This is a genomic window from Paenibacillus sp. FSL R7-0179, assembly GCF_038002265.1.
GTDB lineage: Bacteria > Bacillota > Bacilli > Paenibacillales > Paenibacillaceae > Paenibacillus_AQ.
In genome coordinates this window covers 897,685-917,468 of record NZ_JBBOCC010000001.1, presented here as the reverse complement: position 1 = coordinate 917,468, position 19,784 = coordinate 897,685, and the positions used below count along the sequence as shown (strand labels likewise).

21 protein-coding genes, 1 tRNA gene and 2 riboswitches are annotated in these 19,784 nt (G+C 51.9%); of the genes, 9 read left to right on the top strand and 13 right to left on the bottom strand.

What is annotated here, in order from left to right; all coding sequences use genetic code 11:
• The first annotated feature begins 8 nt into the window (after positions 1-8).
• The 4 genes from MKX63_RS03920 to MKX63_RS03905 all read left to right on the top strand — a co-directional run bounded on the left by MKX63_RS03920 (position 9) and on the right by MKX63_RS03905 (position 2,054).
• A tRNA-Ser gene (locus MKX63_RS03920) sits at positions 9-97 on the top strand.
• A gap of 262 nt (positions 98-359) precedes the next feature.
• Positions 360-701: a hypothetical protein gene (locus MKX63_RS03915; RefSeq protein WP_341015402.1), complete on the top strand. Its 342-nt coding sequence runs from the start codon at positions 360-362 to the stop codon at positions 699-701.
• A 19-nt stretch (positions 702-720) separates the two neighbouring features.
• Positions 721-855: a small acid-soluble spore protein P gene (locus MKX63_RS03910; protein ID WP_341015401.1), complete on the top strand. Its 135-nt coding sequence runs from the start codon at positions 721-723 to the stop codon at positions 853-855.
• 104 nt (positions 856-959) lie between these two features.
• Positions 960-2,054, top strand: coding sequence for a DUF6612 family protein (locus tag MKX63_RS03905; protein WP_341015400.1), 1,095 nt, complete (start codon positions 960-962; stop codon positions 2,052-2,054).
• Between the two features lie 75 nt (positions 2,055-2,129).
• Here the strand turns inward: MKX63_RS03905 and MKX63_RS03900 are convergent, their stop codons facing one another.
• Both MKX63_RS03900 and tadA read right to left on the bottom strand, forming a co-directional pair.
• Positions 2,130-2,705 carry a GNAT family N-acetyltransferase gene (locus MKX63_RS03900; RefSeq protein WP_341015399.1) on the bottom strand — a complete coding sequence of 192 codons (576 nt, stop codon included), beginning with the start codon at positions 2,703-2,705 and terminating at the stop codon, positions 2,130-2,132.
• A gap of 42 nt (positions 2,706-2,747) precedes the next feature.
• Positions 2,748-3,257: a tRNA adenosine(34) deaminase TadA gene (tadA, locus tag MKX63_RS03895; RefSeq protein WP_341015397.1), complete on the bottom strand. Its 510-nt coding sequence runs from the start codon at positions 3,255-3,257 to the stop codon at positions 2,748-2,750.
• Positions 3,258-3,614: 357 nt separating this feature from the next.
• Here tadA and MKX63_RS03890 point away from each other — a divergent pair, with 357 nt between their 5' ends.
• A complete protein-coding gene (locus MKX63_RS03890; RefSeq protein ID WP_341015396.1) occupies positions 3,615-5,888 on the top strand; it encodes an ATP-binding protein in 2,274 nt (757 codons plus the stop codon).
• Positions 5,875-6,576, top strand: a complete 702-nt coding sequence (locus MKX63_RS03885) for a pseudouridine synthase (protein ID WP_341015395.1) — start codon at positions 5,875-5,877, stop codon at positions 6,574-6,576. The genes MKX63_RS03890 and MKX63_RS03885 overlap by 14 nt, the downstream gene beginning before the upstream one ends.
• Positions 6,577-6,665: 89 nt before the next feature.
• On the opposite strand, the gene motB is transcribed toward MKX63_RS03885, so the two are convergent.
• Both motB and motA read right to left on the bottom strand, forming a co-directional pair.
• A complete protein-coding gene (motB, locus tag MKX63_RS03880) occupies positions 6,666-7,487 on the bottom strand; it encodes a flagellar motor protein MotB (protein WP_341015394.1) in 822 nt (273 codons plus the stop codon).
• A complete protein-coding gene (gene motA, locus MKX63_RS03875) occupies positions 7,471-8,271 on the bottom strand; it encodes a flagellar motor stator protein MotA (RefSeq protein WP_341015393.1) in 801 nt (266 codons plus the stop codon). Before motA ends, motB begins: the two co-directional genes overlap by 17 nt.
• A gap of 203 nt (positions 8,272-8,474) precedes the next feature.
• Between motA and MKX63_RS03870 the strand changes: the two genes are divergently transcribed.
• Together MKX63_RS03870 and MKX63_RS03865 are read left to right on the top strand one after the other, a co-directional pair.
• Positions 8,475-8,768, top strand: a complete 294-nt coding sequence (locus tag MKX63_RS03870) for a hypothetical protein (RefSeq protein WP_341015392.1) — start codon at positions 8,475-8,477, stop codon at positions 8,766-8,768.
• A gap of 210 nt (positions 8,769-8,978) precedes the next feature.
• Positions 8,979-9,254, top strand: a complete 276-nt coding sequence (locus MKX63_RS03865; protein WP_341015390.1) for a 4a-hydroxytetrahydrobiopterin dehydratase — start codon at positions 8,979-8,981, stop codon at positions 9,252-9,254.
• A gap of 94 nt (positions 9,255-9,348) precedes the next feature.
• Here MKX63_RS03865 and MKX63_RS03860 read toward each other — a convergent pair whose 3' ends face one another.
• From MKX63_RS03860 to MKX63_RS03835, 6 genes are all read right to left on the bottom strand, one after another.
• Complete coding sequence (locus MKX63_RS03860; RefSeq protein ID WP_076084861.1) at positions 9,349-9,705, bottom strand: c-type cytochrome; 357 nt, start codon at positions 9,703-9,705, stop codon at positions 9,349-9,351.
• A gap of 126 nt (positions 9,706-9,831) precedes the next feature.
• Positions 9,832-10,317 (bottom strand): GNAT family N-acetyltransferase, encoded by a 486-nt coding sequence (locus tag MKX63_RS03855; protein ID WP_341015388.1) that lies wholly within the window; start codon positions 10,315-10,317, stop codon positions 9,832-9,834.
• A gap of 280 nt (positions 10,318-10,597) precedes the next feature.
• The gene (locus tag MKX63_RS03850) at positions 10,598-11,089 is read right to left on the bottom strand and encodes a C40 family peptidase (protein ID WP_341015387.1); all 492 of its coding nucleotides are present in this window, start codon (positions 11,087-11,089) and stop codon (positions 10,598-10,600) included.
• A 4-nt stretch (positions 11,090-11,093) separates the two neighbouring features.
• Positions 11,094-11,236, bottom strand: a riboswitch (cyclic di-AMP (ydaO/yuaA leader).
• A 388-nt stretch (positions 11,237-11,624) separates the two neighbouring features.
• On the bottom strand, positions 11,625-12,053 hold the full coding sequence (locus MKX63_RS03845; RefSeq protein ID WP_341018508.1) for a C40 family peptidase: 429 nt from the start codon (positions 12,051-12,053) through the stop codon (positions 11,625-11,627).
• Positions 12,054-12,110: 57 nt separating this feature from the next.
• Positions 12,111-12,249, bottom strand: a riboswitch (cyclic di-AMP (ydaO/yuaA leader).
• 212 nt (positions 12,250-12,461) lie between these two features.
• Complete coding sequence (locus MKX63_RS03840) at positions 12,462-13,295, bottom strand: hypothetical protein (protein WP_341015381.1); 834 nt, start codon at positions 13,293-13,295, stop codon at positions 12,462-12,464.
• Between the two features lie 9 nt (positions 13,296-13,304).
• Entirely contained in the window at positions 13,305-15,320 is a 2,016-nt protein-coding gene (locus tag MKX63_RS03835; protein WP_341015379.1) for a M1 family metallopeptidase, read from the bottom strand.
• A gap of 104 nt (positions 15,321-15,424) precedes the next feature.
• On the opposite strand from MKX63_RS03835, the gene MKX63_RS03830 reads away from it, so the two are divergent.
• On the top strand, positions 15,425-15,931 hold the full coding sequence (locus tag MKX63_RS03830) for a YwhD family protein (RefSeq protein ID WP_341015377.1): 507 nt from the start codon (positions 15,425-15,427) through the stop codon (positions 15,929-15,931).
• Positions 15,932-16,023: 92 nt separating this feature from the next.
• Here the strand turns inward: MKX63_RS03830 and MKX63_RS03825 are convergent, their stop codons facing one another.
• The 3 genes from MKX63_RS03825 to MKX63_RS03815 all read right to left on the bottom strand — a co-directional run bounded on the left by MKX63_RS03825 (position 16,024) and on the right by MKX63_RS03815 (position 19,623).
• Complete coding sequence (locus tag MKX63_RS03825; protein ID WP_340750394.1) at positions 16,024-16,506, bottom strand: AbrB/MazE/SpoVT family DNA-binding domain-containing protein; 483 nt, start codon at positions 16,504-16,506, stop codon at positions 16,024-16,026.
• A 267-nt stretch (positions 16,507-16,773) separates the two neighbouring features.
• A complete protein-coding gene (locus tag MKX63_RS03820) occupies positions 16,774-17,451 on the bottom strand; it encodes a DNA-3-methyladenine glycosylase (RefSeq protein WP_341015376.1) in 678 nt (225 codons plus the stop codon).
• Positions 17,452-17,550: 99 nt separating this feature from the next.
• Entirely contained in the window at positions 17,551-19,623 is a 2,073-nt protein-coding gene (locus MKX63_RS03815; protein WP_341015374.1) for a transglycosylase domain-containing protein, read from the bottom strand.
• Between the last annotated feature and the right edge of the window lie 161 nt (positions 19,624-19,784).

Here is a 19,784-nt window from a genome sequence, read left to right as displayed (position 1 = left end):
AATGCATTGGAGAGGTACCGAAGCGGTCATAACGGGGCGGTCTTGAAAACCGTTAGGGTGCAAGCCCACATGGGTTCGAATCCCATCCTCTCCGCCATTCCTTTACAGCTAAATAAGTGCAGATAGAAGCCGTTCTCTTAGGAGGGCGGTTTTTTTGTTTTTTAAGAAATTATGATTTTCTTCTGATGTGATTCTAGAGAAATCCTGCAAATTGCGCAGCAATGCCTGACACTAGCACCCTTCACCCGTTAAGGTGAGTTTGTTCTTAGCTAAGGCCTCTTTTTCACAGAAGCTGTTCCGGCGGGAATAAAAAACCGGCTTTCTCCGCAATGTATTAGAGAAGGAGGCTGATGATAAAGATGGACCGACAATTGCAAGTAGATCAGCAGAGTCTGGTGTCTGCCTGGCAGGAGCGGCTGCCGGAGCTGATGGACAATGGAGACAGCTTCAGTGTGCAGGGGGATGCGGCCAACGAGAACAGTCTGCTCATCCATTTCAATGCAGCAGGACGGCAGGGGTATTCTCTGGATTTCCGCTGCACCTATGTGGATAGCCGCGAGGTTGCCGTAGACTTGCTTGACGCCGAGCAGGCCGGGGTACACGCAGATGAGCAGCTAGATGCTGTTCAGCTGTTGGCGCAGCAGTATACGAGACAGATTCATGAGTGCGCACAGGCCCTTCAAGGCTTAACTAATCCATAGGAGGTAAAAACCCAAGAGCATGCCTGTACCCGGCGTACAGCAGGACAATCAGGGGTCCCGCAAGGAGCACCATTCTTCAGGTCCGGCACCGTTATCCGGGTCTAAAAAGGTGAAGCAGGCCAACCATGTGGACCATAACAATCCCCAGGGTTAAAGGAAATATGGAACGAAATTAGTAAATGATGTTTCTCATATTTGCCAAATGGTTTATCATTAGGGAGGGGAAAGAATTTTTTTACATGGGAGAGGAGAAAAATAATGAACAAAAAATGGGGGTTATCCGCTGCCGCTTTACTGTTAACTGCTGCAGTAATTCTGCCGGGATGTGCAAAGAAAGAGGAGCCTAAGGCAGCTCTGACTTCAGCTGCAGCCAAAGCTACAGCTATGACATCTTACGAAATGAAGACCAAATTAGTTATTAATGATCTGTCGATAGACACAGGCACCAATGAAGCAGATGCTTCAACGGGCCAGATGCTCAGCATGCTTAAGAACGCCGAGCTTACCATCGATGGAGTCTACCAGGCAGAGCCGATGCAGACAGAAATGACAACCGTTCTGAATCTGAAGGGGGACATGGCCATGTCCTTCACGGTTCCAATGGTAATGACCGGACAGAAGCTGTATGTCAAAGTACCTTCGATTCCGTTCCTGCCGATTCCTGAGACGATCGTGAACAAATTCGTAGAGCTGGATCTGAAGCAGCTGGCTGAAGAACAGGGCGCTGAATTCAATCCTGCACAGATGGATGCACAGAAGGTGCAGAAGCTGTCGAATGAAGTGATGAATACCTTGCTTGGCGAATACGATCAAGCCAAGTATTTCAATGATATCAAACCGAAGGATGCAGGCCTGCCTGAAGGCGTAGAAGCCAAGCAGGTCGTTCAATTCCAGGTTACCAACGATAACGTCAAAGAGGCGCTTACCATTCTGGTGAACAACGCTATGCCGAAGATTATTGATATTCTGGGCAAAGAAGAATACAAGGATCTGCTGCAGGTTGAGCCAGCCAAGCTGGCCGAAGCCAAGGAGCAGCTTCAATCCAGTGAAGCCCGTGCAGAGTTCGACAAGAGCCTGGCTGATCTAAACAAGTATCTCACTATTAACCAATTCCACCTGAATACCGCTGTCAACAAAGATGATTATCCGGTATACCAGGATATGCTCATGGACATCAAGGTTAATGATCCTGACAAGGGTGAGAATGTTACCTTATCTATGAATGCAAGCAACCAATACAGCAAGATCAATGAGAAGCAGACCTTCAAGATTGGCATTCCGCAAGGCGATGATGTCATCACTCTGGAGGAGCTGCAGCAGCAGTTCGGAAACACAGGTACGAGTACTTATTAATACCATAGTTGCGCACGCTAAAAACCCGTATGAGCGAATTCCACTCATACGGGTTTTTGTGTGGACATATGAAGGTTAAGGGGACTGCTGTTCCTCTGGCAGGAACTCCTCAGCCAGAATGGCATAGGTACGATGATCCTGCCATTCGCCGTTGATCCGGATGAAGCGGCGTGCGAGTCCTTCAGCCTGGAAGCCGTTCTTCTCCAGCACTCGGCGTGAACCGGTATTATGAGGCAGAATGGCAGCCTGTACCCTGTGAAGCCCCAGAGAGCGGAAGGTGTACCCGAGGATCAGGTGTACAGCGGCACTGGTATGTCCTTGCCCTTGCTTCTCATGATCGATGAGATATCCGATATCGCAGAATTGTCCGACTCCCCTCACTACGTTAGAGATCGTAATCTGGCCGATCAGCTCCCCGCTGAGCAGATAAATGCCGAACATATACGCCCGGTCCAGCCGGGCTTCCAGGATACGCTGGTTAATGAGCTGATGCTGGCTCTCCAGGGTGAAGTAATCTTCATCGCGCAGGGGTTCGAATTGCTGGTGCGCGGTACGGTTGCGCAGACGAAGGCTTAGCAGCTCCTCAGCATCTTTAAGCTCCAGCAGCGAGAGATAGATCCCCTGTGCGTTGTTATACAGCTTGTAGGACATCTGGTATTCTCCTTATATATGCATAATATGTTAATGGGCGTTCTAGAGCTTCGCAGGCCGCTTCCGCAGCTTGCGGAAGAAGGAGGTCAGCAGCTCCGCACATTCCTCCTGCAGAACGCCCTGGATGACCTCTGTGCGATGGTTAAAGCGTGACTCCTCCAGCAGGTTCATGAGGGTCCCTGCACAGCCCGCCTTGGGGTCTGGAGTGCCATACACGGTAAGTGGCAGCCTGGACTGCACCATCGCCCCTGCACACATGGGACAAGGCTCCAGGGTAACATAGAGCCGGCAATCAAGCAAACGCCAGGAGCCCAGGACTCTACTGGCTTCCCGAATCGCCACCATCTCTGCATGGGCAGTGGAGTCGAGCGTTGTCTCACGCAGATTATATCCGCGGCCTATAATTTGGCCTCCGTGGACGACCACGGCACCAATTGGTACTTCGCCCAAGGCTTCAGCCTTGCGGGCCTCTCCTATCGCTTCTGTCATCCAATGTTCATGAATGGCCCGCTCCTCCGCCGGCAGTTCTTCAAGCCTGGTAATCAAATGCATCTTCCCTTCTTCTATGCCCATTGTCCAACGAACAAATATTCGTTCTTAACAAATTGTGTACAACTCTGTGGATAACGACCGACTTATACACAAAATTGTGCACATCGCGATTTGGCAAAATGTTTATATGTGCATAACCTGTGGATGGTTTCTTACCTATTGTAGAGAAACTGTCCCGATAATTCAATATCTGCCAGCGCCCGGCTGTAGGGAAAGGCCTTTTCAAATGGAAGGGCAAAAGGTATGATTATGTTGAATGCCCGCTAGGATTTACCAGCGGATAAGAGGTGAACAATACGCTTGTCCATAAAAACGAAACTATCAGCGATTATTTTTGGCTCGGTGCTCTTAATCTTGATGCTTAATCTTACACTCAATCTTTATGCTGCCCGGAATAATCTGCGTAATGAGAGTGTGAGCAACATGAAGATCACTGCGAAGCAGGTGGCCGTATCGGTGGAGCAGAGCGGCTATAGCTCGAATTACGTGCAGGATAAAATTGCCCAGAACCTGCGGTTGACTGCCATTCTGGCGTCCTATGAGCTGGACCCGGATATCAGGAATATTACCAATCAACAATTGAAGGCGCTGTCCACCAAGCTGGGGGTGTCGAATATCTCGCTGCTGGTGAAGACTGCGGATGATATTATCGTAGCCAAATCTTCAGATCCTGCAGAGATTGGACTTTCGACCAAGGGCATGGGTTTTTGGTATGTGGCTTTTCTGGAGCTGTTTGCAGGCCAGCGCGTATCTGTTGATCAGGGGCAGTCCCTGGAGAATTTCTGGTCCGGGCCATTTGAATATTCAACCTCCAATCCGGAGTATATTGATAAATGGGGCTATTATTATGACGGGGCCCGTAATTATATCATAGATCCGTTCGTCCGGAGTACAGCGGTAAGCGATTATGTCAAAATTATGAGTCCTGATGAGATCATCCAGGAATCCAAAGCTGTAAATCCCGGGATTCTGGAAATTACGGGAATTAATCCGAAGACCTTCGGGGCCTCAAGCATGCTGCCTGACGGCACAGATCCCAAGAATACGAAGCTGCGGAACCGCCCTATTCAGTACGGCACCTATTCATACGGCAATATAGCAGAGGACAAGGCGGCAATCCGTGAAGCATTGAATAAGAGCGAGCCGGTAACACTGGATACGAAGGCATTGGGTAAAAGAGTGCTCAAAAGCTTCATTCCGATTGAGCGCCCGGGAGCCGCGGATTATGTGATCAGTGTAGTCATGGACTACCAGGCGATCTCCTCCGTCATCCGGGAGCAGCTGTTCAATAATATCACTACCTCGGTGCTGCTGCTGATTATCTTCCTTCTAGTGAGTTATGTCCTGGCCGGTGTTGTTACCCGCCCGATTCAGGATATACTGGCTAAGGTCAATGATGTGGCCAAGGGCAAGTTCGAGCCCCCGCTTAATGTATCCAGCCGTGATGAGCTTGGACAGCTGGCCCAGCGCATCAATGCGATGACCTCACATCTGCTGCAGCATACGAACCGATTGGGGCAGACGCTGGAGGAGAACCGTGCGGTGAAGGAGCATCTGGAGTCGGTGATTAACGGAACTTCAGATGCCATCCACACCGTGGATATGGAGGGGCGGATCATCAGTACGAACAGAGCCTTCGAGGACCTCTATGGATGGGGTGCTGCAGACGCGCTGATCAAGCCGCCTTATCTGGTTCCTGCCACCGTGCAGCAACAGGAGAGTATACGATTGCAGCAGCTTAAGGACGGAGCCTCTTTACCGCCTGTTGAGACTGTCAGGCTGAAGCGTGACGGCTCCCTGGTAGAGGTCAGCGTCAGCAGCTCGGTTATCCGGGATGAAGAGGGCAACCCGCAGTCGGTTGTACATGTATCCCGTGACATGACAGAGCGCAACCGGATTGAGGAGCTGCTCAGACGCTCAGAGAAGCTGACTACAGTCGGCCAGCTTGCGGCAGGCGTTGCCCATGAGATCCGCAATCCTCTGACCACTCTGCGGGGCTTCCTGCAGCTTCAGCAGGAGAAGAAGGTTCTCGTTCCGCTGCATATTGATCTGATGCTCTCGGAGCTGGACCGGATCAATATGATTGTCAGTGAGTTCCTGATTCTGGCGAAGCCGCAGGCGGTTCATTTCCAGCAGAGGGATCTGCGGCATATTGTCGGCGATGTCATCTCGCTGCTGGACAGTCAGGCCCACCTGTTCGGTATTGAATTCACCACGGATTTCTCGGGAGTACCCGCCATGGTACATTGTGAAGAGAATCAGCTGAAGCAGGTATTTATCAATGTGATCAAAAATGCAATAGAAGCGATGCCAGACGGGGGAACGATTACCGTGGAGCAGCAGGAGCAGGCGGATTCTGTCGTTATTGTGATTACGGATGAGGGCGGAGGCGTCCCTGAGGATATGCTGCCCAAGCTGGGGGAGCCGTTCTTCACGAATAAAGAGTCAGGAACCGGGCTTGGCCTCATGGTCAGCCAACGGATCATTCAGGCCCATAAGGGCAGCCTGGAGATTAGAAGCGAGTATGGCCGGGGGGCACAGGTAATCATCAAGCTGCCTGAAGCAAAGGAGCAAGCACCTCCGGCCGGTATGAATATAGAACGGAGTGAAGACGAGCATGAGAATCAATAAATTCATCAGTGAGACAGGCTATTGTTCACGCCGAGAAGCAGATAAGCTGGTTGAGGGAGGACGGGTCACCATCAACGGTGAGCCCGCAATGCTGGGCAGCCAGGCAGAAGCCGGGGATATTGTGCTGATCGACGGCAAGCCGCTTCAGACGGGCAGCAGGATCGTGTATATCGCGCTTCATAAGCCGGTGGGCATTACCTCTACCACAGAAGCGCATATTCAAGGCAATATTGTCGATTTCATAGGGCATGAGGAGCGGATATTCCCGATCGGGCGGCTCGACAAGGATTCAGAGGGATTGATTCTGCTCACCAATGACGGTGACATCGTTAATAAAATATTGCGCGCTGAAGGCAAACATGAGAAGGAATATGTGGTCACTGTAGATCGACCTGTTACGCCTTCTTTCCTGACCGGTATGTCCACCGGCGTAAGAATTCTGGGCAGCAAGACGCTGCCTTGTGAGATTACGCGGATTAGTGAGCGGGTATTTCGTATCGTGCTGACCGAAGGCAAGAACCGGCAAATCCGCCGCATGTGCAGCGCCTTCGGTTATGAAGTGCGGCGGCTGCAGCGCATCCGGGTAATGAATATCCGCCTTGGCGCGCTGAAGACCGGAGAATGGCGGGAGCTGTCTCAAGAGGAGAAGCAAGAGCTGGGAGCTATGCTGAACTATCAGCTGCAATAAGATTATATTGACCCTACCTATAATAAGAGCTGCTCCGATGGACCCTGGCAGGGGTCGTTCGAAGCAGCTCTTATTGGTTTCATTTCGATTCAGGGAGCTGTTACATTAGAGACATCCGTTGTCTCTGTAGCAGCGTCCTTATATTTACGAAGGATGGATACTTCTACCCGGCGGTTCTTGGCCCGCCCGGCAGCCGTAGCATTACTGGCGATGGGATGATATTCGCCAGAACCGGTGGGGCTGAACTTCGTCGGGTCCAGGTTGGGATTCAGCAGCAGAATCTTCATGAACTCAAGGGCACGGTCTACGCTAAGATCCCAGTTCGAGGAGTACGTGCTGTTGGAGATCGGAACATTATCGGTATGCCCCTGTACCAATACTTCATAATCAGGGAATTGCTGCAGCATAGTTGAGATCGACTTGGCCAACTGGCGGGATTCATCCTTCACTACAGCCTGTCCCGAAGCAAACAGGGCATTGTCGCTAATCGTGATCATCAGCTGAGACTGATTCAGCTTCGTGCTAAGCAAGTCGGTCATTCCATTGTTCTTGATGTACTGGTCAAACTGCTTCTTCAGCTTCTCCAGATCCTCCTGCTCCTTGGCACGGAGCTTAGAGAGATCGGAGGTTCCAGTGTTCTTGGCAATCACATTGTTCATTTTATCCTGCTTTCCCTGGTCCAGCTGGGTGCTGGTCGGGGAATCCGACCGGTACTCCAGAACGCCGCCGCCGCCGCTGAGCGCTGAATTGAAGGCTTCAGCCATTTGCTGAAATTTAACGGCGTCTGTTGCGCTCATGGCGTACATAACAAGGAACAGAGCAACCAGCAGGGTCATCAGATCGGAATAGGGAAGCAGCCAGGATTCATCTGCATGCTCTTCATGTTCCTCATGCCTAGTCTTTTTGCTCACTGGAAGCCCCCTCCTTCTCGCTCAGCTTGGCACGCTCGGACGGAGTCAGGAAGACGGACAGCTTCTGGTTAATGGCAATGGTAGACACCCCGGACTGAATGGAGAGCAGGCCCTCCACCATCATCAGGCGGACTTCAATCTCGCGTTTGGATATCCGCTTCAGCTTGTTGGACATAGGGTGCCACATGACATAACCGGTGAATATCCCGAGCAGGGTTGCAATGAAGGCACCGGCAATCGCGTGGGCCAGAACGTCCATATTACTCATATCGCCCAAGGCGGCAATCAGCCCGATAACAGCACCGAGGACCCCCAGCGTAGGAGCGTACATCCCGGCCTGGGAGAAGATCAGGGCCCCGGCTTTATGTCTGTCCTCAGTGGCATGAATATCTTCCATTAATACATCCCGGACGAACTCCTGATCGTTGCCGTCAATAATCATCCGCATGCCGTTTCGGAGGAAGGCATCTTCAATCTCATCGACATTGGACTCCAGGGCAAGCAGCCCTTCGCGGCGGGTAATGGACGCCCATTCCATGAACATGGTAATCAGTTCGGGCTTGCCGACCATTTTTTTCTTCGTAAACAGGATCTTTAGCAGCTTAGGGAAATTCTTGACTTCCGACATCGGAAAGGCCATGAAGATAGAGGCAGCCGTGCCAAGAAAAATAATGACATAGGCAGCGGGGTTGTTCAAGCTTGCAAGCGGAGCATGCTTGAGTATCATCCCCCAGACTACTGCGATCAGACCAAAAACCAGGCCTAGAATTGTTGAGATTTCCATTTATGCACCTCGTCCATGAGAATTAAGAAGTGATCGACTAACCGCGTAATTCGTCCTTGAACCGCGGGAGAACACTCTGTTCGTAACCAAATCACGTATATTCTTCTTTATCGACATCATTCCCTTTTTTGTGAAGTGATTTTTTCGGCTATAATAGATAAGGTAGGTTATTATTCATCAGCGAAGAAAACGGAGTGATTGATGTGGGAGTTAAGCATGGCAGAGATTACGGTGAAATTCTGGTTGAACTGACAGGAGCCGTTGGACGGATTTCAGACGGGTACATTTTTTTTGAAATGGAGCCTGAAGAGTGGACGAATCTGCCGGAGGAATCGAGGCAGGAGGTCTGGGAGGCGCTTGCGGAAGACCTGTTCTACGCGCTGGGCAATGAGCCGGTCATTCAGGTGGGCAGCGGAGTTGTAATGTACGATAAAGAAACACACCGCATTAACATTCTGCTGGGCGATGAAGATTTGGCTTCGGTCGTTCTTGTATAAAGCAGGGGCAAAATGCGGCAGCTGGTTTGTCCCGGGCATCCGGCCATGTTAAGATTGGAAGTGGAGTACTAATTGCCGGGATGTCAGAATACATTTAATCAAAAATCTTTGGCCTGGCACATCCCTTGGACTTTCTGAAGCTGAGGGATGTTTTATTTGGAGGAAAGAGCAGGCTTAAGAAACCGTTAACTTAGCAAGGGAGGAAACGAATTGCAATTAACTGAGGAACAACTGCAGGAGCAGATCGGCAAGCTTGAGGGTTGGAAGCTGGAGAGGGATAGGCTGGTGCGCAAATATATGTTCAGTGAATATATGAAGGGAATTGCTTTTGTAGATGAGGTAGCGGCAATTTCGGAGGCCTTTGAGCATCACCCGCATATCACCATTGATTACAAGACGGTCGTTCTGCGGCTGGCTGCAGATGTGGAGAAGCTCGATCTCCGCCAGGCGCATGAATTTAATGAGGCATTCGAGAAGACCCGCTAGAGGACAAGGCCCCTAAGAAGACAACAGGAATATCTGGTCAATAGAAATGCCCGTGCAAGGATCATTCGTTATCCTCGTCACGGGCATTATACATTTATTTCTTCTCAGCCAGCCATAAGGCTACATTCGCAATCTCTTCAGGGGCCAGCCTGTCTTTGAAGGGAGGCATCTGTCCGCGGCCCTTGGTGACTATGCTGTAAATCTGAGCTGCGTCATGCGAAGCGCCTTCCTGCTGCAGGCTGGGTCCCGCCCCGCCCTGAAGCTGGTCACCGTGGCAGGAGATACAATTGGCCTTCACTGTGGCTTCTGCGCCCGCAGCGTCCAGCACAACCTCCGGCATGGTCGGCTTGTTCTGTTCGGCTACCTCAGATTTACCGGGTAAGGTAAACATTAAGATTACTGCAAAGGCACAGGCGGCAAAAAACAAACCGCTCATGATCCATTTCTGCATCTGCATCCGTCCCTCCATGTAAGCTGCTGACTCCATTATAGCGGAAGGTGAAGCGTTATCATAGTATGTGTGTCAAAAAAATGAACACAAATGATCCATTTTTTGAAAATCAATCTATTTCTGGTGCTATTCCTCATAGACCATGCAATAAAAAGGCTTATTACCGGTCGGAGTGCGGCGTTCATAGGTATCCGTTATAGTGAACCCGCATTTCTGATAAGCGCGGATGGCGCGCTGGTTCCAGGTCAGCACCTCCAGGTCGATCTCACGCTCCGGGTAACGCGCCTGTGCTGCCTGCACAATAGCCTTCATGAACAGATGCCCCATCCCATGGCCGCACAGCTCGGGCCGCATTCCGACACCAAGCCGGACTACCCCCTCCATCGGAAAGAGCTGGGCAAAGCCGCACAGATCCCCCTGCCCGTTCACGACAGATACATATTGCTCACTTCGCAGCTGCGGATCTCCGAACTCCACCCCCAGCGCCTGCATCTGCTCCCAGGACATCCAGCCGTAAATATTATACGGAGGCTTGTAGCTCCACTCACAGATCTCAGCGGCATGCTGCGGCTCCATAGGCACCACGTAAAAGGTTAACGGGGAGCTTATCATTAGGGGAGACCTCCTTCCAGCCGAAACGGTATCATCCTTTAAAGGGACGGCAAGGCCGTTTCCACTTGTTCTTAATATTAATTATATACAAAAACGGCCAGTTTCGACGCAAATTCCTTGCGGAAATGCAGAAACTTGACAAACGCCAATAATTATTTTCCGAAAGTATAGAATCGGTGTTTTACAAATATAGAGGCGGGTAAGTAATTTTATAGACAAAAAAAGCCCTTCTCCAAGATTTCGGGAAAAATCTCGGAAAAGAGCGTTTGGTTGCAAAAAATTATTGTACATCATCATTGTCTTGGGAATCCGAAGCTACATTCTTGTAAGCATCTGTACTCATGATTCGTTTGGCGCCAACGTAGCGGTTGACGTAATAGCTGTCACTCAGCGAACTGATGGTTACACCACGTGAGGAAGAGGCATGGGCGAATTCGCCGTCACCGACATAAACACCGACATGAGACACGCCTTTACCATTGGTATTAAAGAATACCAGATCGCCCGGTCTTATCTCGTCACGGGACACGGCAGTGCCCATCTGATACTGGGAGCCGGATTGATGGGGCAGGTTAATGCCGATCTTATCAAAAACATACATTGTAAATCCGGAGCAATCAAACCCGTTAGTTGATGTACCGCCGGACACGTATTTGGTTCCGATGGCTTTGTCGATCACTTTATCCATTTTGGAATCCGCGAAAGCGCTTCCTGCTCCGATGGTGAAGATAATGGACAAGCTTAGTACTGCGGCTGCTAGCTTCTTCTTCAAAAGTAAATACCCCTTCCAATGCCTACGAGGTTAGCTTAAGGGTTCGGTTGAAGGTCCCCTATGACCCCTCTTAGAATAGGAGGTCAATTCACCCAAAGTGGTTCCCCCGTTTCCCTAATTCATTAGGGAACTCGGCACGACTGTTGATTAGGATTAGCGGTTCATTCAATACATGACAAAACCTTTGTTAAAAGCGATTCAATAATTACAAAAATGTTACTAAAAGCTCACTGCGATAATTGTAACAAAGACTAAAGCGCTTGGCAATCACTTATAACATATTAATGCATCTTTTTTGCTGTTTTTTAGAGTTATAGCCCTTTCGGAAGACTCATAACTATGCGCAGGCATTATTTTATATGATTTTTTCTTTGTTTTTGCAAGAAAATGCTGTTTCAAGGCTGTAGATTCGGGTAAAAGGTAGAATAAGGAAAAGGAAAAACCCGGAAATGATTACGGCAATAATCATCCCGGGCTCGTATAAGTTACATTTAGTTGTTAGAGGCTGAAATATTCGGGGTATGCTTCAAAAGGTTCAATCGTAAGCGACAGCTTGGTAGGCTGTTGTGCTCATTACTCGTTTGGCGCCAACGTAGCGGTTGGCCCAGTAGGACTGGCTCATCGAACTGATGGTTACACCACGTGAACTTGAGGACTGTGCGAACTTCCCGTTTCCAACATAAATACCGACATGGGACACTCCGTTACCCAGGGTATTGAAGAACACGAGATCACCGGAACGCAGATTGCTCTTAGATACACTTGTTCCAACTTTGTACTGTGCTTTCGAGGTGCGGGGCAAGGAAAGTCCTACATTCTTGAACACATACTTGGTAAATCCGGAACAGTCGAAGCCGCTGGTGGTTGTGCCCCCGGTTTTATACGACGTCCCAATGGTTTTTGAAATCACAGTATCCATTTTGGAATCTGCGAAGGCACTGCCTGCTCCGAGTGTGAATACCATCACAAGACCCAGCGCTGCTGCGGTGCATTTTTTCTTGAAATTCTGACTAATCAAAAGATGTACTCCTTCCAGGGCCTGCGAGGTTAGCTTAAGGATTCGGTAGAAGGTTCCCCTATGACCCCTCTAAAGCGAGATCAATTCACCCAAAATATGGTTCCCCCACTTCCCGGTGCAGGGAATTCGGCGTTTTATGCACCAGAACAGTGACTTATCGGCATTGATTAAATTGCAATAGTTACGGAAGATTTTGCTTTAAATATTACAAGTTTGTTACTACTAGTACAGCCATCATTGTATCAGAGGATTTACTCTTTTGCAAATGCTTTTGTCCTCCGGTTCATGCAAAAAAGAGTCCTGCTCCCTGATAAGGGGCTGTGACTCTCTTTAGTATGCCGCTTCAGCAGCTTATTATTGTGGAAATGATTTACTGGACCAGAGATGGTACTGGGCAGCGATTCCCCACATGTTGAACAGCGTGGAGGGCAGCGGAGCGGCCTGGCGGAGCATAATAGCCGGCAATCCGGGATAGAACAGAGCAGAGGCGCTGCAGAGCAGAATTACGGCCAGGCTTCCCGCTCCCAGAATGACGGATATACCGATCGAAGGCATCAGCATCTTCAGACAGATCAGCAGCGAGGAGAACATGCCGTTACCTGCGGTATAGCCGAACTGCATATAGAGCAGAAGCTTGCGGACAAGGAAGAGATAGAGCAGCCAGCCTAGCACATAAGGCACCAGCTTGAGCAGGAGCTGTACATCGAGAACGCCGCTAAGCAGATGACGGTACATACGCGGAAGCAGCCAATAGAGCGGCAGGAGGGTTAGCGCCCATTCGGCTATGCCGAACACCAGCATCGGTAGCCCATATTTTCTCATTCCGGGAAAAAAGAACAGTCCCCGCGCTCCGGCGCGCTCCTGGTGAAGCTCATGCAGCAGCCCTGCACGGATAAAGGGAGTCACCAGCAGCCTTAGCACTGTCAGCGCCAGCAGCATCCACAGCCAGTGCTGCACGGCAGGGTCGGTGCGCAGCGCGGTCTGACCTTCGATATAGTACAGCAGCCTGCCTATTCCGCTGCCGCCGGCATTCGCATCCGGGTAGCGGAGCAGGACGGGGACAACCGCGCTTTTAATGAATTTGTACAGGAAATATCCCCAGAACAGCCGGTAGATAAATAGCAGAATCAATATATAGAACTGCTCTTTCATACTGATCCAACCGCGGGCAATTGAACTTTTCACCATTCCTTCACCTCACCAGACAAGAGTTCCGAGCAGGGTTTCAAGCAGAGTAGATGCGCTAAGCGTCCAGCGGGAGAGTGTACGCGGCTCAAGCTCCGCCATTCTGAAATTATTTAGATGCCTGCTCTCCAGCAGAATGGAATGCCCCGGATCGATCTCTGCGGAGACCAGCGGCGCTTTATACGCTAACTCGAAGGAAGTAGACTTACCCTCGCCATTCCAGTATTGCTGCACAGTGTACCCGTCTGCGAAGGTGAATTTCACGGGAACATCGGGGTACAGGCTGCCTTTATTGCTTACATCGACCACAGCGCTATAGCGGCTGTCCCCGCCATCGTTGTTGTCCCGTCTGACCGTGAGCCTGATATCGTCAATGGCGAAGTCGGGTGCACCGCCGCTATAGACATACCGTTCAAAATAAGTCTGCCAGGATTGCTTGGTCACTTTCTCCACAACCTTCTGGAAGTCGGCGGTGGACGGGTGCTGGAAGCGGTATTTGTGCACATAGGCGGCGAGGATGGCATCCATATTCTTGGTCCCCGTGATCCGTTCAATATCCTTCAGCACCAGCTTGCCCCGGATGTATACATTGCGCGTGTAGGCGTCATCACCAGTATATTTCCAGGTCTCCAGCTTAAGCGGCTGGGAGGAGGACACCAGGCTTGACTGCAGCGGGAGGCTAGAGACCACACCGTATTCCTGTTCCATCAGCCGGTCTTCGGCATAAGAGGTGAAGCTCTCATCAAGCCAGGCTTCTTCGAATTCGTTACTGGCCACCAGGCCGTAGAAATACTGGTGCCCGATCTCGTGGATGATTGTCCGCTCCAGGGAAGTGCCCGGTGAAGTGTCCATGGCGCCGAAGGCGGTAATCAGGGTCGGATACTCCATTCCTCCGGCCCCGTTGCCGGACTCCGGCGGGACGACAATCGATAAGGTGGAGTAGGGATAAGGGCCGTACCACTTGCTGAATGCCGTCAGTGCAGCCTCGGCCGCCTGGAAGTAACGCTCCTGGAGATGCTTATGCAGCGGGTCCAGATAGAGCTTAATCTTCACCCCGGGTACCTGCGGTGCGGAGAAGGCCTTCTCCGCAACCACGAAATCAGGCGATGCCGCCCAGGCGAAGTCATGGACGTCATCTGCATAGAACTGATAGATCTTGCGCCCCTTTACAACCTTGGCGTCCCTCACCGGAAACCCGGTTGCGGCGACCTTATACTCGGGCGGGACAGAAATCGATACATTGTAGATCCCAAAATCACTGTAGAACTCGGAGTTGCCGTGATACTGGTGCAGGTTCCAGCCTTCTTCCTTGAGTCCTCTTCTGCCGGCCGGTTCATAGACACTAAGCTTCGGAAACCACTGGCCGGCCATCACGAAGTCGCCAGCGGTTCCCATCCGGGCGAAAATTTTGGGCAGCTTGACCTCGAATTTAAGCCTTACCGTCACGCTCTCACCGCCGTTCACCGGCTGCGGCAGATGGACCTTGAGCAGTGTTCTGTCATTGACATTGCCGTCGTCCGGCTGCACATATTGTGTGCGCTGCATTAGCGAGACGCCCTCGGAGGTCCGTAAATCTGTCAGGGTAATGCTCCCGTAACCCCCTGCAGGCATGGTGTCACCGCGAAGCGTACCCCCGGACTCCTTCATGAAGGTGGTGCTGGCGGATGCGAATGCATTGGGATACAGATGAAAGTAGAGCTCCTGGACCGGCTTTGCGCCCGGATGGGTCCAGGTCAGCGTCTCGGAGGCGGCCAGGGTCTCCTTATCGGGCAGGAGCTCCACATCCATGTGGTATTCAACCACGCGCTGGCTTAAAGCCTCTGTCTCCGATGTGTAGATCGTATCGGAAAGATCGGACTGCACGGGCTGCTGCCGGGGGATAATGGCGGGGGACTTGGCCTCTTTTGGAACAGAGGCAGTCCATACGGCAGGGCTATGCCCTGACAGAAACCATATTCCGCCTCCAAGCAAGGTGAGGACAGCCAGGACTGCGAAGATGAGGGTATACCTTAATGAATGTGGCTTCATACTATGATTCCTCCCGTGACAAGCATCTACGGGATGTATATGTTTGCAATCGCCGCATTATTAGCTAAAATTAAATAATTAGTGAATGGAAAGGATGTGCACATGTGGATAACGTACAACCGGAGGGCAAAAAACAAATTGCCTTGAATATTGTGAACGCCAGAGCCAAGCATAAAGGCTTCGGTGCAGGCTCGATTGATCTGAACAATGTATCGCCTGTCATTATTGATCAGGGCATCGCCGTTATCGATATCGGTGCCATGCATGCCAAGAGCAAAGTGGAGAAGGGGATTAAATTCTCTATGAACCGTGAGGATGTTCCGGCGGGAAGACAGGTATGGGTCGTATGGGTCGCCGTTGACCGTACCCCGGAGGGGCAGTTCTACGGCGGAATTACCGCCTGTGAGATGTGGATTGACACCGAAGCGCGCCGCGGCTGGAAGATTCTTGCGGATCATGTCAATAAGCTGGATGCGGCCTTGAAGCGAAAGCTTATTCTGGATGGACTTGGAAGTACCGAGCGGGCAGCGCTGAAATCCCTGCTGATGGCCCATAATGAAGAGTGGTGGGCCGCTTCCCCTGAGGAGCTGAAGGCCGCGCTGTCGGACTAGAAGATCATGTATAGGCTTGTCCCAAAAATTAAGGCTTGGCCCCGCCGGGGCCAAGCCTTATCTGATGTCTAAGCAGGGATGAATGAATAACGTTACTGCGGATCTGTTCTGCCGGAAGTGTTCAGCTTGCGCTTGAGCTGGCTGACTCTGGCTTGACTGATGCCAAGAACCTCGGCAAGCTCCTTCTGGTTGGCATAAGGATGATCTTCGATCGCTTTCATAAGACGCAGACTCATTTCTTCGGTCTTGCTTCTCCGTCCTCCGCGTGCCGGCTCGGGATGCTCTTCTGCTGAACTTGGGGAGGCATGGATGGGTTCTGATCCGCGATCGGGGTCACTTAGCTCCTTCAGACAGGTATTGCAAATGAACTGATCCTTATAGTAGGTCACATGATCAAGACTTCTGCAAAAGGTGCATTCTGTGGAGGTGTACTTTCGGAGGACAATGATATCCTCATCCAGTATAAAAAATTCGATAGGATCCCCAATGTCAATATTACGTGTCATGCGGATTTCTACGGGAACCACAATTCTTCCGAGACTGTCTAAGCTTCGGATCATGCCTGTATCTTTCATCCCATGTCCCTCATTTACATCTTTATATTTTTTGTAGATATATATGATTATAGCAGTAATTGTAAGTTAAGAGAACGGGGGAAGCGTATACAAATAGGGGGATTTATTGTCATTTTATAGGAGTGTTTATCATTTCTTGGCGTCTGAGGGTGCGGAAATCAAAAATCGAAGAAAAACCTCTCCGCCTGGGAAGTCCCAAGAGAGAGGCTGATTAGGGTTCTCTTATTAATACCCAATATACCACAGCCGAAACAGGGGTATAGGTCTTTAGAACAGCTTATGGGGCTGTGCCTGCGGATCGCTGACCGAGACATAAGGATTGCCCCGCAGATAGAAGCGCCAGGGGCGCCCGGCATACTCTTCTGCATAAGGAATATTGATGCGCGGGGCCTGGACAATATCCAGGGACTCCGGGTCTTCCCCCTGCTCGATGCTCAGCGGGCCTTCCGGCAGATCGAATCTGGAATGGTTAAGACTCTTGTCAATCCGCAGCGCCCGGCACAGCTTGCCCGGCCCGCCGGAGAGGTCCGAGGGCTTCCTGACGGCAACACCCCTGTATGCCGTCATAAGCACGGCATCCCTTTCCGTAAGCGGCTCTACTGCCCGGATCAGAACGGCATGCGGCTCATCACGGGCAGCAGTTACGACATTCAGGCAATGGTACATGCCGTAGATCAGGTATACATACACTGCACCTCCGGCGCTGAACATGACCTCCGTCCGGGCGGTCCGGCGGCTGCCATACGCATGGCTGCCTTTATCCTCGGCACCTCCGTAGCTTTCTGTCTCCACAATGCGGCAGCGGATGTCCCCGTCTTCCGTGCGGCGGACCAGATGCTGGCCAAGAAGGCGCGGCGCGGCTTCAACTGCCGCGAGCTTGTAGAGCTCAGGCTGCAGCAGCTGTGGCGCGTCCGGCTCAAGGCCCGCGGAATAATTCGGCTTCATGGATGAATGACACACCTTCCTGCGGCGGAGTTAGGCGCGCGTACGCCTCTGCCGGTCTCCCCATCGTAACGCAGGGCAGCGGGAAGCGGCAATCCCCGGTTAGTTCATCCACCAGCGCTTGATATTATTCCATAGCGAATGTTCTTCCTTAACCGGATCAGCAGGACCGGAAGGCGTAGGGCTGTCGGAAGCACCGGGTTCACCGGAGCTGTGCTGGTCACAATATCCGGTAGGCTCTGTGCCGGTGATGAAGGTCTCCAGCTTTTTCTCAGGACAGTCAGCTGTAGCCAGCATGCCGGACAGCGGATCGATATATACGCTGACTACGCCATCGGGAATGGGGAAAATCTTCGGCGGCACATTCTCCAGCGCTTTCTCTGTAAATCCGGCGAAGATTGGCGCTGCCCGTCTGCCGTCGGCGGTTGCTATATCGCGGCCCTTATCGTATCCGACCCACACGGCGGTTGAGAGCTCGGGCGTGAAGCCTACCATCCATCCGTCTGTATCTGTAGTGCCGGTCTTGCCGGCAACCGGACGCTTGATCATCGAGGCCACCCGGTTCCCGGTGCCTCCGCTCTCGAAGACCCCCTCCATCAGCCGGGTTAACACATAAGCTGCTGCCGGCTCAACCACGGGCTGACCCTCAGGCTGCGGAGCTTCATATAGAAGATGTCCGCCCGCATCCGTAATCTTCAGGACTGCAGTGACCGGCTGCTTCACTCCGCCATTCGCAATCACTGCGAAGGCTGCGGCCATCTCCAGCGGGCTGACAGGCGAGGTTCCGAGCGCCAGAGAGGGAACGCTCTGCAGCGGGCTGTTAATCCCCATGGCGGCCGCCATAGCGGCGACCTTATCTGCCCCGATCTTCATAATGGTATTCACTGCATAGATATTGTCGGATGCGGCAATGGCTTGCCGCATATTAATCTCTCCCAGATATTTATCCCCGAAGTTCCGGGGCTGGTATGTCTTGCGGTTGTTATCATAATGGAACAGCGTCGGCTGGCTGTTGAAGACGGACAAGCCGGTCATTTCTTTGGTCGACAGCGCCGCCAAATACATAATCGGTTTAAAGGAAGAGCCGGGCTGGCGCGTCTTCGCCAGCGCATGGTTGAAGGAGCTCGTCCGGTAATTCGTACCCCCGACCATAGCCTTCACATAGCCGGTGCGGGGATCAACAGAGACGAGGGCTGTCTCCAGCTCGCTGCTGTGGTCCATGCCCTGATCCACGGCCGCTTCAGCAGCCTGCTGCATATCCGGGTCAAGTGTCGTATAGACATTTAGCCCGCCCCGGTCCAGCTCGTCACTGCTGATATGCAGGCTGTCGATCACAAGACTGCGCACATAATCACGGAAATAGGGTGCAGCCACCGCGGTGTCCTTTTGACCCTGCGGGCTCAGCTTAAGCTGCTCCTTAGCTGCCTCCTGTGCCTGCGATTCCGTAATATCCCCCGTATCAACCATAGCGGCCAGGATGATGCCTTGACGCTTCAAGGCGCTGTCCAGATGATTATATGGAGAATAATAGGTGGGTCCCTTGGGCACTCCGGCCAGCAGGGCGCTCTCCGCCAGATCCAGATCTGCAGCAGCTTTGCCGAAATACATCCGGGCCGCAGCTTCAATTCCATAAGCGCCGTGCCCGTAGTAGATCTCATTTAAGTACATATTCAGAATTTCATCCTTAGAGTATTTCATTTCCAGCTGCAGGGTATATAGCGCTTCTTTGGCCTTGCGGGTCCAGGTCTTCTCGTGGGTCAGGTACAGATTACGCGCGAGCTGCTGGGTTAAGGTGCTGGCCCCTTGCGTGCGTCTGCCCGCCTCCAGATTGGCGAGTACCGCTCTTCCCATGCCTTTCAGATCAAAGCCGATATGATTATAGAATTTCCGGTCCTCCACAGCCAGCGTGGCCTTGATGAGCAGCGGGGAGATCCGGTTAAGCTCAACAGGCTCGCGGCTGCGGCCGTCTGTAGTGAAGGTGGTCATTACATTGCCCCTGGCGTCAAGCAGTCTGGAGCGGACATCATCCCCGAGTGGGGGAAGCGGCTTCTGATATAGGTATCCAAGCAGAGCGCCGGCGGCCAGCAGGAACAGCAGGGCGGAGACAACCAGCAGCCGAAAGAGCAGGCGGAAGCGGCGTTTGCGGACTTTGGGTGTGGCGGAATCGCGCGTCATGGCATCAGGCTCCTTCGAATTCAAGCAGTTACACAGGCTGGTACCATGAGGGCTACCGCTGCTTGTATTCCTCATTATGGGAAAGGATGAGAAGAGATATTCACCATTGGCAGAGAAAGCGGTTCTTGCAGAACCAGGCGGAGAACCGGCGAGCGTGCGCC

What these genes read in the sequence shown, in the direction of transcription:
- MKX63_RS03825 (WP_340750394.1), bottom strand. Translation starts at nt 16,506, where the DNA reads ATGAAAGATACAGGCATGATCCGAAGCTTAGACAGTCTCGGAAGAATT.
- MKX63_RS03885 (WP_341015395.1), top strand. Translation starts at nt 5,875, where the DNA reads ATGAGAATCAATAAATTCATCAGTGAGACAGGCTATTGTTCACGCCGA.
- tadA (WP_341015397.1), bottom strand. Translation starts at nt 3,257, where the DNA reads ATGCATTTGATTACCAGGCTTGAAGAACTGCCGGCGGAGGAGCGGGCC.
- MKX63_RS03835 (WP_341015379.1), bottom strand. Translation starts at nt 15,320, where the DNA reads ATGAAGCCACATTCATTAAGGTATACCCTCATCTTCGCAGTCCTGGCT.
- MKX63_RS03840 (WP_341015381.1), bottom strand. Translation starts at nt 13,295, where the DNA reads ATGGTGAAAAGTTCAATTGCCCGCGGTTGGATCAGTATGAAAGAGCAG.
- MKX63_RS03890 (WP_341015396.1), top strand. Translation starts at nt 3,615, where the DNA reads ATGCTTAATCTTACACTCAATCTTTATGCTGCCCGGAATAATCTGCGT.
- motA (WP_341015393.1), bottom strand. Translation starts at nt 8,271, where the DNA reads ATGGAAATCTCAACAATTCTAGGCCTGGTTTTTGGTCTGATCGCAGTA.
- MKX63_RS03860 (WP_076084861.1), bottom strand. Translation starts at nt 9,705, where the DNA reads ATGCAGAAATGGATCATGAGCGGTTTGTTTTTTGCCGCCTGTGCCTTT.
- MKX63_RS03915 (WP_341015402.1), top strand. Translation starts at nt 360, where the DNA reads ATGGACCGACAATTGCAAGTAGATCAGCAGAGTCTGGTGTCTGCCTGG.
- MKX63_RS03855 (WP_341015388.1), bottom strand. Translation starts at nt 10,317, where the DNA reads ATGATAAGCTCCCCGTTAACCTTTTACGTGGTGCCTATGGAGCCGCAG.
- MKX63_RS03845 (WP_341018508.1), bottom strand. Translation starts at nt 12,053, where the DNA reads ATGGTATTCACACTCGGAGCAGGCAGTGCCTTCGCAGATTCCAAAATG.
- MKX63_RS03905 (WP_341015400.1), top strand. Translation starts at nt 960, where the DNA reads ATGAACAAAAAATGGGGGTTATCCGCTGCCGCTTTACTGTTAACTGCT.
- MKX63_RS03900 (WP_341015399.1), bottom strand. Translation starts at nt 2,705, where the DNA reads ATGTCCTACAAGCTGTATAACAACGCACAGGGGATCTATCTCTCGCTG.
- MKX63_RS03820 (WP_341015376.1), bottom strand. Translation starts at nt 17,451, where the DNA reads ATGAAGCCGAATTATTCCGCGGGCCTTGAGCCGGACGCGCCACAGCTG.
- MKX63_RS03815 (WP_341015374.1), bottom strand. Translation starts at nt 19,623, where the DNA reads ATGACGCGCGATTCCGCCACACCCAAAGTCCGCAAACGCCGCTTCCGC.
- MKX63_RS03910 (WP_341015401.1), top strand. Translation starts at nt 721, where the DNA reads ATGCCTGTACCCGGCGTACAGCAGGACAATCAGGGGTCCCGCAAGGAG.